The sequence below is a fragment of the Paenibacillus sp. FSL L8-0436 genome, from assembly GCF_038593025.1.
Classification (GTDB): Bacteria; Bacillota; Bacilli; order Paenibacillales; family Paenibacillaceae; genus Paenibacillus_AQ.
Genome location: NZ_CP151955.1, coordinates 6500067 through 6514373, shown reverse-complemented (window position 1 = coordinate 6514373; position 14307 = coordinate 6500067). Strand labels below are relative to the sequence as shown.

Annotated in this window: 14 protein-coding genes; 9 read left to right on the top strand and 5 right to left on the bottom strand. The window is 51.1% G+C overall.

Annotated features, from left to right (window positions below; all coding sequences use genetic code 11):
* Positions 1 to 136 precede the first annotated feature (136 nt).
* Positions 137 to 967: a prohibitin family protein gene (locus NSS79_RS30080; RefSeq protein ID WP_341096471.1), complete on the top strand. Its 831-nt coding sequence runs from the start codon at positions 137 to 139 to the stop codon at positions 965 to 967.
* Positions 968 to 1062: 95 nt separating this feature from the next.
* On the opposite strand, the gene NSS79_RS30075 is transcribed toward NSS79_RS30080, so the two are convergent.
* Both NSS79_RS30075 and NSS79_RS30070 read right to left on the bottom strand, forming a co-directional pair.
* Positions 1063 to 2067, bottom strand: coding sequence for a 3-oxoacyl-ACP synthase III family protein (locus NSS79_RS30075; RefSeq protein WP_342437279.1), 1005 nt, complete (start codon positions 2065 to 2067; stop codon positions 1063 to 1065).
* 9 nt (positions 2068 to 2076) lie between these two features.
* Positions 2077 to 2418 carry a hypothetical protein gene (locus tag NSS79_RS30070; RefSeq protein ID WP_038596681.1) on the bottom strand — a complete coding sequence of 114 codons (342 nt, stop codon included), beginning with the start codon at positions 2416 to 2418 and terminating at the stop codon, positions 2077 to 2079.
* Between the two features lie 284 nt (positions 2419 to 2702).
* Here NSS79_RS30070 and deoC point away from each other — a divergent pair, with 284 nt between their 5' ends.
* The gene (gene deoC / locus NSS79_RS30065) at positions 2703 to 3380 is read left to right on the top strand and encodes a deoxyribose-phosphate aldolase (protein ID WP_342437278.1); all 678 of its coding nucleotides are present in this window, start codon (positions 2703 to 2705) and stop codon (positions 3378 to 3380) included.
* 119 nt (positions 3381 to 3499) lie between these two features.
* On the opposite strand, the gene NSS79_RS30060 is transcribed toward deoC, so the two are convergent.
* Positions 3500 to 4192 (bottom strand): hypothetical protein, encoded by a 693-nt coding sequence (locus NSS79_RS30060; protein ID WP_342437277.1) that lies wholly within the window; start codon positions 4190 to 4192, stop codon positions 3500 to 3502.
* Complete coding sequence (locus tag NSS79_RS30055) at positions 4083 to 4766, bottom strand: hypothetical protein (RefSeq protein ID WP_342437276.1); 684 nt, start codon at positions 4764 to 4766, stop codon at positions 4083 to 4085. Before NSS79_RS30055 ends, NSS79_RS30060 begins: the two co-directional genes overlap by 110 nt.
* 57 nt (positions 4767 to 4823) lie before the next feature.
* On the opposite strand from NSS79_RS30055, the gene NSS79_RS30050 reads away from it, so the two are divergent.
* The 7 genes from NSS79_RS30050 to NSS79_RS30020 all read left to right on the top strand — a co-directional run bounded on the left by NSS79_RS30050 (position 4824) and on the right by NSS79_RS30020 (position 13910).
* A complete protein-coding gene (locus tag NSS79_RS30050) occupies positions 4824 to 5330 on the top strand; it encodes a GNAT family N-acetyltransferase (RefSeq protein WP_342440467.1) in 507 nt (168 codons plus the stop codon).
* Between the two features lie 240 nt (positions 5331 to 5570).
* Positions 5571 to 6863: a homocysteine synthase gene (locus NSS79_RS30045; protein ID WP_341096463.1), complete on the top strand. Its 1293-nt coding sequence runs from the start codon at positions 5571 to 5573 to the stop codon at positions 6861 to 6863.
* 426 nt (positions 6864 to 7289) lie between these two features.
* Positions 7290 to 8348, top strand: a complete 1059-nt coding sequence (locus tag NSS79_RS30040) for a hypothetical protein (protein ID WP_342437275.1) — start codon at positions 7290 to 7292, stop codon at positions 8346 to 8348.
* Positions 8349 to 9680: 1332 nt separating this feature from the next.
* Entirely contained in the window at positions 9681 to 11648 is a 1968-nt protein-coding gene (locus tag NSS79_RS30035; RefSeq protein WP_342437274.1) for a heavy metal translocating P-type ATPase, read from the top strand.
* A 198-nt stretch (positions 11649 to 11846) separates the two neighbouring features.
* The gene (trxB, locus tag NSS79_RS30030) at positions 11847 to 12788 is read left to right on the top strand and encodes a thioredoxin-disulfide reductase (protein ID WP_038596640.1); all 942 of its coding nucleotides are present in this window, start codon (positions 11847 to 11849) and stop codon (positions 12786 to 12788) included.
* A gap of 90 nt (positions 12789 to 12878) precedes the next feature.
* Positions 12879 to 13112, top strand: a complete 234-nt coding sequence (locus NSS79_RS30025; RefSeq protein WP_038596638.1) for a glutaredoxin family protein — start codon at positions 12879 to 12881, stop codon at positions 13110 to 13112.
* A gap of 399 nt (positions 13113 to 13511) precedes the next feature.
* Positions 13512 to 13910: a GNAT family N-acetyltransferase gene (locus NSS79_RS30020; RefSeq protein WP_342437273.1), complete on the top strand. Its 399-nt coding sequence runs from the start codon at positions 13512 to 13514 to the stop codon at positions 13908 to 13910.
* Between the two features lie 98 nt (positions 13911 to 14008).
* Here NSS79_RS30020 and NSS79_RS30015 read toward each other — a convergent pair whose 3' ends face one another.
* Positions 14009 to 14209, bottom strand: a complete 201-nt coding sequence (locus tag NSS79_RS30015; RefSeq protein WP_342437272.1) for a hypothetical protein — start codon at positions 14207 to 14209, stop codon at positions 14009 to 14011.
* Positions 14210 to 14307 lie beyond the last annotated feature (98 nt).

Genomic DNA, 14307 nt, shown 5'->3' with positions numbered 1-14307 from the left:
CCGGCTATAGCCTCTTCTCCCTAATACAATATAAAATACTTCCCTGCAAAAAATTCCTTGCGACCGCTGGTGCTGCACCACCGTATAAAAGGTTAACAATACCAAGCAGAGCATAATTAGGGAGGTTTCAACAATCATGGAGATTAATCCGAAATTGAAGCAGACTAGGCCAGGCAAACTCATAGGCATCGCGGCGGCGGTGTTGGTTCTGGGGCTAATCGCCGCCAACTCATTTGCTACCGTAGAGTACGGGCATGTAGGTTTGTACAAAACCTTCGGCAAACTGAACAACAATATGCTGACACCAGGCATTCATTTGAAAATTCCCTTCTTCCAGAGTGTGATTCAGGTCAACACGCAGGTAACCAAAGCGGAGACGGACACTACGGCATCGTCCAAGGACCTTCAGCCCGTATCTACCCATGTAGCCGTTAACTATTCCGTCAGTAAAGACTCTGCCTACAATCTGATGAATAATATTGGAGGCAATTTTGATGCCGTGATCATCAACCCGGCGATTCAGGAGATTGTGAAGGAGGTAACGGCTAAATACCCCGCAGAAGATTTGATTACACGGCGTGATGCCGTGGCGGGAGAAATCAGTGGTCTGCTCACTGCACGGCTGGCCAAATATGATCTAGTCGTTAATGACATCAACATTGTCAATTTCAAATTCTCCGATGCCTTCAACCAATCGATTGAAGCAAAGCAGGTCGCCCAGCAGCAGGCGCTGAAGGCGGAGAATGATCTCCGGCGGGTCGAGATAGAAGCCAAACAGAAGATCGCCCAGGCACAGGCGGAGGCCGAATCCTTAAGACTGAAAAAGCAGGAGGTTACACCTGAGCTGGTGCAGCTGAAGCAAATTGAAGTCCAGGAGAAAGCGCTGGAGAAATGGAACGGCGTACTGCCGTCGGTAACTGGCGGGGCCACGCCATTTGTGGACATTGATTCGCTGACGCAAAAGTAACCATTGGCTACGGCATAAAGAAGAGCCTTGCTCCAGAATGAGAGCAAGGCTCTTTGCATGATTTTAAGAAGATAGCTTGTCCGGTTTCCCGTTAATCAGTATTGGAAGAGCATCGTCGGAATTTGCCAGCCGGCGCCTACGGACCAGAAGAAGACATAGTCCCCGCGTTTGATCCGTCCATCCTCGACTCCACGCTGAAAGGCGATAAATGGGCTGCTTGTGGCGGTATAGCCGAATTCGTCACCAACATAGATAAATTTCTCTTCACTAAGGCCGAGCCCCTCTTGAATCAGCTCAATATTTTTGAGTGAGAATTGGGACAGGCAGAAGGCGGAGATATCATCGGTAGTCAGGCCGTTGCGGCTCAGCAGCTCTTTAATATCAGCTATGGCCGCATCCACGCACACGGTACCGTCAAACGGGGTCCAGCGGATTCGAATCTGCTCTGCTGTTATATCTTCGCGATAGATGTTAGACAATCCGCATGCTGGAAACATAATGTTCTCGCAGCCTTCGGAATCTGTATAGTACAAGGAATCTGTAAATCCCCCAGCTTCACTGCTCCGCTCCAGAATAACGGCGGCTGCCGCATCTCCAAAGTTAGGATAGGTGATTTCATCGTCCGTATTGCAGTTGACCGAGCTGTAGTCGCTCCCTGTGATCAGCGCATAACGGATGCTTGGGTTCGACTGCATGTAACGGCTCGCCTGTTCAACAGCCGCTACCATACCGGCGCAATTGGCATTGGAATCCAGAGTAATGGTGCGATGCTTGCATTGCAGTTTGTTGTGCAGCAGCAGGGCATTGGTAGGATAAGTATACTCCGGTGTCTGTGAAGCGAACACAATCATATCGAGATCTTCACTTTGCAGACCGGCATCCTCAAGCACCTTCTGTGCCGCCTTTAATCCCATCGTCAGCGAATTTTCATTTTCGTCCTTGATAATGTATCTATTCTTGCGGCCCATCACTTCGAGGAACCGCTTGATGTCCTTCCCCATTTGCGCGAAATGCTCAAGGTAATAATCATTGCCAACAATGTGCTGTGGATGGTAGTACGCGGCATTGCGGATTCTAATGTTTTCTCCGGTATGTTTCATCAGGTTCACCTACACTTCGATAATTTCATAGTTTGCCAGTTTTGTGGAGCGAGCCACCCGGCTCAGCTGCATTTTCAGCACCGGACTTTTGGCGATCGTGAAGACTACTTTTTTGAACCCGGATTGTTGGTACAGAATATAGCATTGCTCCAGCATAGGCAGCACATCCGGAGAAGAAACATTCAGCGTAGTGCAGTCCAGGACAATCTCATATTCAGTAGGGTCAAACTTGCTTACGGTTTGATTATATTCCTGAATAAACCGTCCTGCGTCCTCCTCTGACATGGTTCCTTCGACTTGTACATCCAGTTTGTGCTCTTTGGTGTTCGTTGCGAATTTAAAACTACCCATCTGTCCAAACATCTCCTTCTACAAAATAGTTATGAAATCAATCCAGAAAAATATGGAAACCAATAATTCCATATAATTATTATCGTTGTTTTGAAAAGGTTTATTTAGCATAATTAAACTTTTTATTTTTTTATATTTATAAAATAGGGATTAATTCATTCCGTGGAGAGGTACATAGAAGCATATTGAAAGGTGCAGATCGTTCTCCCTCGCCTTTCCAAAGCGTTCTTCTATTGGTATGATTACAGGGTATGAGAATATCTACTGCTATGGAGGAATTAAGAATGAGTGAAATTACACTATCCGGGATCATTGACCATACGCTGCTGAAGGCGGATGCACGGAAAGAAGATATCATCAAGTTGGCGGAAGAGGCCAAAGCCTATAAGTTCGCCTCAGTCTGCGTAAATCCAGCCTGGGTATCTGTTGCCCATGAAGTCTTGAAAGATACACCTGAGGTAAAAGTATGCACGGTTATCGGCTTCCCGTTAGGCTCTTCAACGCCGGAGACAAAGGCCTTTGAAACAACCGATGCAATAGCAAAAGGCGCAGGTGAAGTCGATATGGTGATCAACATCGGCGCTTTGAAGGATGGCAATGATGAATTGGTGAAGCGTGATATCTCTGCTGTTATTGATGCAGCCCGCGGCAAAGCATTAACCAAAGTCATTATTGAGGCTTGCCTGCTGAGCGACGAGGAGAAGGTCCGTGCCTGCAAGCTTGCTGTTGAAGCGGGAGCGGATTATGTGAAGACTTCGACCGGGTTTTCCACCGGAGGAGCCACCAAGGAAGATATCGCGCTGATGCGTGCGGCAGTCGGTCCGGACATCGGCGTCAAAGCATCCGGCGGTGTGCGCAGCGCAGAGGATGCCCTTGTTATGGTTGGAGCCGGAGCGACAAGAATCGGCACCAGCGGCGGCGTGGCTATTGCCAAAGGCGAACAGAGCCAAAGCAGCTATTAAAGTTCATGCAGTCCAGCTAATCCAGCTACAAAAAACCGGCTGCGCCGTCCTTTATACAAGGACGGCGCAGCCGGTTTTTTTCTAAAGGCAGGACTTGATTCTATAATTCACATCATTAACTAGGGTAGTGTTTTCCGCTGCAATATCCATTTGAATGCGGAGAGGGCCAGTGTGCGGCCTTGCCACTCCAGCGGCTGATACTCGGCAGGCAAGGAGCCCTGCTGCCAGCCGGTCTGGGCAATGAACCATGGGGCCTGATATTGATAGGCCCAGGCAAAAGCCTCCGGCTCGGCAGCATCTCCGGCATAAGGACGTACCGCAAATTCTACGGTACGCTCACCCAGGCACTGGGCTTCCGGTGTAGGGAACACACCCCAGTCCCCCAGCTCCGACACGCTGCGCAGCAGGGTCACAGCAATGGTATTCCTGCCGTCGCGCAGGACCTCGTATTCATTCAGTCCTTTGTTGGCGATCATAAGTCCGGCGCTGCCATCCGACACACTGACAAAAGCCTGCTGATGCTGGGCGTTGCTTGGATTAATCCAATCGGGAGCCGGAGCAATATCGCGCTCCGCCGCTTCAAATATGGAGGCGGCCAGAAGGGTAGAAGCGATAAGTCCGGTAGGGAAGAGGACGCGCAGCCGGTGGTCCATGGCCTGATTATTAAACTTGGCAGAGACCTGAATGCCGTTCCCTGCAGCCTCAAGGCTGATCCGGGTCACGATCCGCAGCGGCACTTTCTCCGAGGAACGTCCTGCCTTGCGCTGCCGGAACGGAACCATTTTGCCGTTTCTCTTCCGCGAATGCAGCATCGGCGGAAGCCGGGATTTTCCAATCGTGGACGATTTCGTAGGTAATGCGGTAGGGTTCATGCTCGGCAAGAGAGATACGGGCTGTGAGGCCACGGGTAGTCAGCGGAACATCGCCCTCCGGCTGACGGAACACATACTCATTCCCCACATCGCCGCAGTTCTCATAGACGCCGAGTCCCTTAAAGACTTTACCGGTATGTTTGTCCGTTACATCATAGGAGCCGTCCTCCCGGATCCCAATAGCGAGGAAGTCGTTGGCCATTCCCTGTTCCATGAGTCTCAGTGGACTGGCAGCAGCTTCGGTACGGACATCTGGTGACTGTATCCAGGCATATATTTTGTAGCCGAGCGGTGGTACCTGTGCGGCCTCGAAGGTCAGACGGAGTTTGCGGGCCATATAAGGCTTGCGGAACTGGTCGTCCGGCAGCTCATAGCCGAACTGGGTGCCCAGATCTTCCGCCCGGCAGGAAATGCTCCGCCCTTCACTGTCCAGCAGCCGGCCGTTGTCCAGATCAAGCGGCAGCTGGTACTGATGGTCCATAAGCGCTGAGTAATATGATAGAATGATAGGCAAAGTTCCAGCGAGTTTGGGGCAGCAAGTGAGTGCGAAGGAGAGAGAGCATTGACGAAGATGAATTACCCGGTCATTGAAACAGACAGGTTGAAGTTAAGATTGCTGACGATTGAAGATCGTGAGGCGGTATTCCGCCATTTCTCGGAGGAAGAAGTAACGCGTTACATGGATATTCCGCCCTGCGGGGACATTAGCGAAGCGGATGAAATTATCCAGTTTCACATCGACGATTCGGGCTGCCGCTGGGGAATATTCGATAAGCAGCAGGATCAATTGGCAGGGACCTGCGGCTATCATTGCTGGACAACCGGACCTGGGGGCAAAGCAGAAATCGGCTTTGATCTGTCCAGAGACTTCTGGGGCAGGGGACTGATGACCGAAGCACTCCTTCCGGTGATCACCTTTGGTTATGAAGAGATGGGGCTTGAGGTCATTGAAGCTACAGTTGATCCGGGGAACGATAGATCCCTTCGCCTGCTGACAGCGTTGGGGTTTTGTAGAGATGAGGAGCTGGTAGACAATCTGGTATACTTCTATATGCGGCGAAATCAATTTGCCGGCTAGACACTCTTGCCGTTTACGATTAAAATCCGATACATAGCGATGAAGCCTGATATATAGTGAAAATTGAAAGCGTTATCCACGGGAGGGAGTGCGATCAAATCAATAGTTCCTCTAAACAAAATAAAACACAGTGGAATAATGAGATATTTTTCTTTTCAAATGACATGGTTTGTGAGAGAATAGTTTCAATTCTTAATTAAATTGTTAACGGTTGCCAATTATGAATAGGAGGAAATACCAATGTCAGAAGACCGCAAGCTGTCGTTTGAAACTTTAGCCGTTCATGCAGGACAAGAGATCGATCCAACTACTTTATCGCGTGCCGTACCGTTGTATCAGACCACTTCCTACGGGTTCCGTGATGCGGAACATGCAGCCAATTTGTTCGCGCTCAAGGAATTCGGCAATATCTATACCCGTTTGATGAACCCGACCACCGATGTGTTCGAGCAGCGGATTGCCGCGCTTGAGGGCGGTGCAGGAGCCCTTGCCACAGCTTCAGGGGCAGCGGCAATTTCCTTCTCTATTCTGAACATCGCCGGTGCAGGGGATGAGATTGTGTCCTCCGCAAGTCTCTATGGCGGAACATACAACCTGTTCTCTACCACACTGCCCAAGCTGGGCATCAAGGTTCATTTTGTGGATTCGGATAATCCTGAGAACTTCCGCAGTGCGATTACAGATAAGACGAAGGCACTCTATGCCGAAACGATCGGCAATCCGCAGGGAAATGTACTGGATATTGAAGCCGTGGCGGCCATTGCCCATGAGCATGGCATTCCGCTGATTGTGGATAATACCTTCCCGAGCCCGTATTTGCTTCGTCCGATTGAGTATGGAGCCGACATCGTAGTGCACTCAGCTACCAAATTCATCGGCGGGCACGGTACCTCCATCGGTGGAATCATTGTGGACGGCGGCAAATTCGACTGGAAAGCCAGCGGCAAATTCCCGGGGCTGACCGAGCCGGACCCAAGCTATCATGGCGTGGTTTACACGGAAGCTGTAGGACCGATTGCCTATATTATTAAAGCCCGCGTGCAGTTGCTGCGTGATTTGGGCGCTGCGATTTCGCCGTTTAACTCCTGGCTGCTGCTGCAAGGGCTGGAGACTTTACATTTGCGTCTTGAGCGTCACAGCCAGAATGCGCTGAAGGTTGCACAGTATCTGGAAGCCCATGAGAATGTGGAATGGGTCAGCTATGCCGGATTGCCGAGCCATCCTTCCTATACACTTGCCCAGAAGTATTTGCCAAAGGGGCAAGGCGCAATCCTTACCTTCGGAATTAAGGGCGGAGCCGCAGCGGGCGTCAAACTGATAGAGAATGTGAAGCTGTTCTCCCATTTGGCCAATGTCGGTGATTCCAAGTCACTGATTATTCATCCGGCGAGCACTACACATCAGCAGCTTTCTGCCGAAGAGCAGACAACAGCAGGTGTAACCCCTGAATTGCTGCGTTTGTCGATTGGTACGGAATCCATTGACGATATTCTGTATGATCTGGAGCAGGCGATTGCCGCCAGCCAGCAATAAAGACAGCACAGCAGTTGTACGAAAATAGTTACGGCCTGCAGCGCTTCGCTGCAGGCTATCAAGGCCTTTGCCATTATGCGGAGCCGTTTCCTCCATAATTATGAATCAGATTAATTCTAGGTGATTGTTCGCCTGTGTGATCCTGTTCATACTGTGACTGGACGGCGCATGGGGCAGATGGCCTTTTTGCATAGCTGAAGGAATGCAGAATATCGTTTCCCCTCAAAGCATATGCCTTACAAAAGGGACCGACGAGTGATTTCACGCTTCTGCAAACTCCGTTAAGAACTTACTCATTTGACAACGCTTGCATATTTCATGGCCCATTCCCGTATTTATAAAAAGAAGCAGCGTAACATGCCGGTATCAACCTGCCCCTAAAACGGCGGCCGGCAGCAATCCAATGCCAAAAAGGTGGGTGCGGTGATGAAGGGTGAACAACAGCAGGATCATGTTCGGAGTAATGAGGAGCGCCCGTTCAAGTATAACGCCGGTGATCGGGCTATAGGAGTGGAGATGAGCCAGGCTGCATCCGTGGCTTCCGCTGCTGCGGAATTTATAGACGAAGGGGAGCGGCAAAAGGGAATGGGTCCATTAAACCGTGCTTATTTCAAGCGTCCGGGGGAACGTCCGGCCTTTCTGGTGCTGCGTGACGGCTGTGAGGATCGCCCGCTCTTCCGGGAGGATGCCGGAACGGCTCCGGTGGGCCCTTGTCTGATCCGGAGCGAAGAGTGGCTCAATACTCCCGAGCTAGCCGAGCTGTATGACAGCTGGTTGACCGGTGAGGATGAAGTCCAGACGGAACGGACTTTGCAGCGGATCTATTACCGGCTGCGGGCCGCATCCTTGGCACTGCTGGAATCAGCAGACGGGGCCTGGACCGCAGTCACTCTGCTGTGTACCCCAGAGCTTGCCGCGTTGCCTGCAAGGCTGGCCGTGCTTCAGGATGCGCAGCTCGAAGCGCTGTTCTCCGCCGTGGCGGAGAGCCAGCGGCTGGGCAGCGACTGCCGCGTGGATCTGCTGGCGCCTTACCCCGCCAGCGCGCCCGAATTCGCGGTGATGCGCGAATTCATCGAGGACGTGGCCGAACAGACACTCGGCCACGCTTATGCGGCGGCTTGCCGCATCGGGGCGCTGATCGCGCCCGGTGCGCATTACGCCGCCGGGGAAATCGCGCGCATCGCCGATTTCCTTGTGCTTGACGGCGCGGCCTGCGGATGCGCGCCGGAAGCCAGCTCCGCCGAGGGCTTTGCCCGTGCGGCGGGAGAGATGCTGGCCGCCGTGCGGCGCGTGAAGCCGGCGGCGGTGGTGCTCGCCGCGGGGGCACCGGCGGCGGCCGCGCTTGCCGATCTGTATGCGATCGGCATGAGCGGGATCTTTTGCAGCGCGGGCCAGCGGACCGAAGCGCTGCTCAGGGCAGCCTGCCTGACCTGGATGGCCCGGCAGGACCATCACGAAGATCCAGCCGCCGGCGGTTGGCTGTAGGATTTCCGGGCGCCCTCCCGCTCTGGCAATAGCCGGCGACCGGGCGCCTGTCCAGCGAATATCCGCCATTTCATGCGGCAACTCGCATATCCGGTATCATTGGTGTGCCTGTTCAAATGATTTCTGGTATTCCAGGCATCTGTACAACGATTAGCCCGCATCCGGACATAAGACTAACTTCCCCGGCAGCTATTTAGCTTGATACTGGCTAGGGGTAGAAGCCGCTGCAATTTAACCGAATGATGATGAGGCTTCTGGGGATAATTGCACTTTGTACATCTATTTCATTACTTTTTTAGCTTTATTGAGCTATAGTTGCATTCAATACAGCTATAAAAAGCAAAATTGGCCCGCAGAGGAGCAATCGCCTATTTTTAGCTGTATGAACTACAACTATTTCACCAAAACGTTTGTTTCTGCCGTGAATAGTTGCAGTAAATACACTTATGTCTATCGGATAGCAGGCAACGTACTCGTATCCAATCGGTTCAACCAAGTTATCCTTCCATGATTTTTAAGGTAATTGAAAATGTGGTAACCGATGCATCCCCTTGTTCCGCATTGCTGCGGTAAACAAGGGGATGTTTACATTCGAAGGGAGGGGGAGCACCGATAGAAGCAAGGATAGGCGTAAGAGGAAGGGACTTTTAAAGATGCAATCAAGGATGGATACTCAAGTGCTCATTTTATTAATTTTCAGTAGACCCTGCGTTTCTCATGTTGCCCGTGTACACCTTTGCTCCCAATACCCGCGATGCTGAGGTTACCTCAATCCCACGATTTGATTTCCCCGTGACCCCATTTGCCCTAGTGCATTGTTGCTCCCAGTGCCCGCGATGTTGAGGTAACCCTCAAGCTCTTGATTTCCACAATCCCTCAGTTACCCACGTATGCTGTGCTCATGATCCCCGCGTTGCTGATCCTACCCTTGTTCTCTTGATCTCCACGTTACCCAATGTCCAAGTTACGCCGTTGCTCACAATACCCAGTTACCCGAAGCACGCAACCCACACTCGTCATTCATTCATTCATTCACCCACCCACCATATTGTAGTCGTCATCCCCGGAACCCCCCTCAAAAAAAGGCTAGTCTCCGGGTTTACATTCGAACGGAAAGTGGTATAGTATAACTATAAGTTGCACTGATGAAATATATTTGCATTATTGCAACAATGATTATCATTCTCATTTACCATGCTGTCCCGGCTGAGCCGGGGCAGCATGTGTCATTTTAAGGGCTTTAATAATGGCTCTCATTCTCAGTTGGCTGCTCTTCATCTTGTCAGGGACAGAATACCAATGCTCATAAACCAATCAGGAAGGTGATTATTCATGCAAGTAACATCCAAACAAATGCCAAAACCAATAGCGCGCCAAGGCAACGCGCAGCAGCCCCGGACACCGGAGCCGCGACGTTTCGATCCGAAGGCTATGCTGGGCAATTCCGAAATGCAGGCTGCCCTGGGCAGCGGATTACTTATGCTGATTGCTTGGGCAACCAGCGGCTGGTCGGAAATCTTCTCAGTGCTGCTCTACATGATCTCTTATACGGTAGGCGGCTGGAGTAAAGCGAAGGAAGGTGTGGAGACACTGGTCAAGGAACGCGACCTTGATGTCAACCTGCTGATGATCGCTGCCGCTCTGGGCGCCGCTTCAATCGGCTACTGGAACGAAGGTGCGATGCTTATCTTCATCTTTGCACTGAGCGGCGCTCTGGAGAGTTATACCATGGAGCGCAGCAAAAAGGACATCTCCTCCCTGATGGCCCTGAAGCCGGCCACGGCAGTGCGCATTGAGCAGGGGGCTATGAACGAGGTTGCGATTGATCTTTTGGCCATCGGAGATTTGCTGCTGGTGCGGCCCGGTGAACTGATTCCCGCTGACGGTAAAGTGTGCCGGGGTGAATCGGCCGTCAATCAGGCTTCGATCACAGGCGAATCATTGCCGGTAGAGAAAACAGCCGGAAGTGAAGTATTCGCCGGGACCGTCAACGGGGAAGGCCCGCTTTATGTCGAAGTTACCAAGGCTGCAGAGAACACCCTTTTTGCCAAGATTATTAAGATGGTGGAAGAGGCGGAGAGCGAAGTGCCGGATTCACAGCGGTTTATTAAACGGCTGGAGTCGATTTATGCCCGGGTGGTTGTGGCTGCAACGGTTGCATTGATTGCATTGCCGCCATATCTGCTGGACTGGAGCTGGAGCGATACTTTTTATAAAGCGATGGTCTTTCTGGTGGTGGCTTCACCGTGCGCGCTGGTCTCATCCATCATGCCTGCCATGCTATCGGCCATTTCCAAAAGTGCGCGCAAAGGCATCCTGTTCAAAGGTGGCGTGCACCTGGAGAATATGGCGCGGACGTCTGTGGTAGCTTTTGACAAGACCGGAACGTTGACTGAGGGGATTCCGCAGGTGACGGATTTTATCGCCGGAGAGGGATATGACCGGAGGGAGCTGCTGGCGGTCAGCGCATCCATTGAGAAATTGTCACGCCATCCGCTGGCGGAAGCGGTTGTCCGCATGGCTGAGGAGCAGCAGGTGGAGCTGTACAATATCCAGGAGAGCAAATCCGTAACCGGCTGGGGGATTGAAGGCACGGTTCAAGGCCAACAATGGAGAATCGGCAAATCCAATCTTTTGGATGAGCCGGCAGTTCAGGGGGATGATGAACCAGTACAACACTGGAAAACCTTGCGGCAGCAGTTCGAGGCGGAAGGAAAAACCGTGTCGCTGATTCTGGCCGGTGACAAAATCGCCGGGATGATTGCGCTGCAGGATACGGTGCGTCCTCAGGCGGAAGCTGCTGTACGCAAGCTGCAGAAGCTGGGAATTAAGGTGGCTATGCTGACCGGGGACCGGGCAGAGGCGGCGCAGGCAATGGCAGCAAGAACGGGAGTGGACATGGTATTTGCCGATCTTTTGCCGGAGGATAAAGTAAGTCATATTAAAGCGCTCCGTGAGCAATATGGTCATGTGATTATGGTTGGTGATGGGGTCAATGATGCTCCGGCTCTGGCAACGGCCACCGTTGGCATGGGGATGGGTATGAAGGGCAGCGGCGCGGCACTTGAGATTGCCGATGTGGTGCTGATGAACGATAATATTGAAGAGATTTCTTCGACCATTGCGCTGGCCCGCCGGTCGCAGCGTATTGTGAAGCAGAATATGATTTTTGCTGTTACCGTGATCGTCAGCCTGATGCTGGGCAACTTTTTGCAGGGGATCGCGCTCCCCTTCGGTGTTGTTGGTCATGAAGGCAGCACAATTCTCGTGATCCTGAACGGATTAAGACTTTTACGCTAATAAAAGCTGAAATCGACAAACCAACAGGGTATTCCGGAAATTTAATTGCTTAAAATTGAATTGTTCACAAAATGGGTACGATTACAGCGTGTCTGGCATATTGACAACTCCTTCTTGGGTGATCATAATAAGTACTACATTATAATAATTTTAATTAAGGATTGACGCTTAACCGTCCATCTCAAGGAGGATATAGTCATGTACAAATCCATTATCGTTGGTACCGGACCGGCCGGACTGACTGCTGCTATCTATTTGGCCCGCGCCAACCTGAATCCGCTGGTGATTGAAGGTCCACAACCGGGTGGTCAGCTTACCACTACAACGGAAATTGAGAATTTCCCCGGATTCCCTGAAGGTATTATGGGTCCTGAACTCATGGACAATATGCGTAAGCAGGCTGAGCGTTTCGGTGCAAAGTTTATTACAGGCTGGGTGAACAGCGTAGAGCTGGGGGATCGTCCGTTCAAGCTGAACGTTGAAGGTATGGGAACATTGACTACAGATACACTGATCCTATCGACAGGTGCTACGGCAAAATACCTCGGCATTCCCGGTGAGCAGGACAACATCGGACGCGGTGTAAGCACTTGTGCGACTTGTGACGGATTTTTCTTCCGCGGCAAAGAGATCGTCGTTGTCGGCGGCGGTGATTCCGCCCTTGAGGAAGCTGGCTTCCTGACCCGTTTTGCTTCGAAAGTTACCCTTGTGCACCGCCGTGAAGAGCTGCGAGCTTCCAAAATTATGCAGGATCGTGTCCGCGATAATGCCAAGGTGACCTGGGGGCTGAACCGTACTCCACTGGAAGTGACTTCCGGCGACAAAGGCGTGAACGGTCTGAAGGTGCTTAATAATGAAACCGGCGAAGAGGAATTCATTGAAGCCAGCGGTGTGTTTGTAGCTGTCGGCCATCATCCGAATACTTCCTTCCTGGGTGGTCAAATTACAACGGATGCGAGCGGGTATATCGTGACCAATCCGGGTACCTCCGAAACCAATATTCCTGGCGTATTTGCTTGCGGCGACGTTCAGGATACCCGTTACAGACAAGCCATTACGGCAGCAGGCAGTGGTTGCATGGCAGCAATGGATGCTGAGAAATATATCGAAAGCCTGGAGCACAGTGCGGTTATTTTGTAACCCTCTATTTGGAATAAAAGGCACTCTGGTGCTACAATAGATACTACCCTGATCTATACTGTTCATATAAAATTAAGGAGGAGATCAACTATGGAAAATGTAATTGTATACACTTCAACCAACTGCCCGCATTGCCGTCAGGTGAAGAGCTTCCTGAGCGAGAAGGGTGTATCCTACGAGGAACGTAACATCGAGCAGAATGATGATTACGCGCAGCAGGTTTGGGATATGGGCATGAGAGCTGTACCTGTAACTGTCATCGGCGATTTCAAAATCGTAGGCATGAACAAAACGCAATTCGACAAGGCTTTGGCAACTGTATAATATAGCCTTTGCTCTTGAATAAGAGGATACCGGCCGCTTCCGAGATGGGGGCGGTCTTTGCGTTGCCGGGCTTGTATCCGTCCGAATCGTTTAATGTACATATGGATCTCCAACCGATGAAAGGATGCTGCAAACCTTGTTAATGAATTTAAAGGAGTATATAGATTGAACTTAAAAACTTGAGATAAGGAAAAGGAGGAACGGAGGGGGATTTTGGAACTGGAGGAGCGGTAGCGTCCGCCTTTGTTTTCGGATTTCTACCGCTAATTGCGGTTAAAATCAAGAAATCTGAAGACAACAGCGGCCGGAAGTCCAAATATTCTCCGTAGTTGCGACTGATCCTGTACTCTAAAACCTTAAGTTCAATCTATATATAAGTATTCCGGGGCAGTAAAACGTTTGCTGGCCGAGTGCATGTGGGCTGCCGATGAGGAGCTTGATGAGAAGATCGAGCAGGTGCTTGCGGGATATATTGCAAATGATTGGACAGAATTGCTGGGCTGCTTTGAGAACGGTCGGTTGGCAGGGATCATCGGAATCATGCGGCATTCCAGGAAAGAGGCGGAGATCAGGCATCTTGCAGTTCAGGAGCAGTGGCGCGGGAAAGGGATCGGCAGAAAGATGGTAGAGGAGCTGGGCAGAACTGCTGAATATGACACGATAACCGCGGAGACAGACCATGACGCCGTTGGGTTCTACAGGAATAGCGGATTTGCAGTTAAGAGTCTGGGGGAAAAATATCCCGGAGTCGAGCGTTTCATCTGCAGTCTTTCTCTAAATGACGCAGAACAGAGCTGAGGCAGTCCGGGGAGCAAGTTTCCGTACAAAAAATAGTCTGCTTTTGTGATGCCGGCTAGTTTTTGTACGGGCAGGAGCAAAGGGGTCAAAGCTCTCGCTTAAGCTTGGATAAAGGACATGATTACTTGAAAAATAGCGTATACAACAACACCGCTGATAATAAGCATGAATCCCGATTTCTTCCTCGATTGGAACAGACGCAGTACACCGAGACTGACTAAAGGAGCAATGATGAGCAGCAGCAGCAGCACAGTGATGAACATCTGCGCTGAAAGATCAGACGTATCAACATAGGTCATAGACTCACTCTCGCTTTCAGAAAAAGGGGTGATGGTGACATATGTCACACAGTTATGACCTAATTATAAAGGATTGCCCTGCTTATTGCTGCACTTTG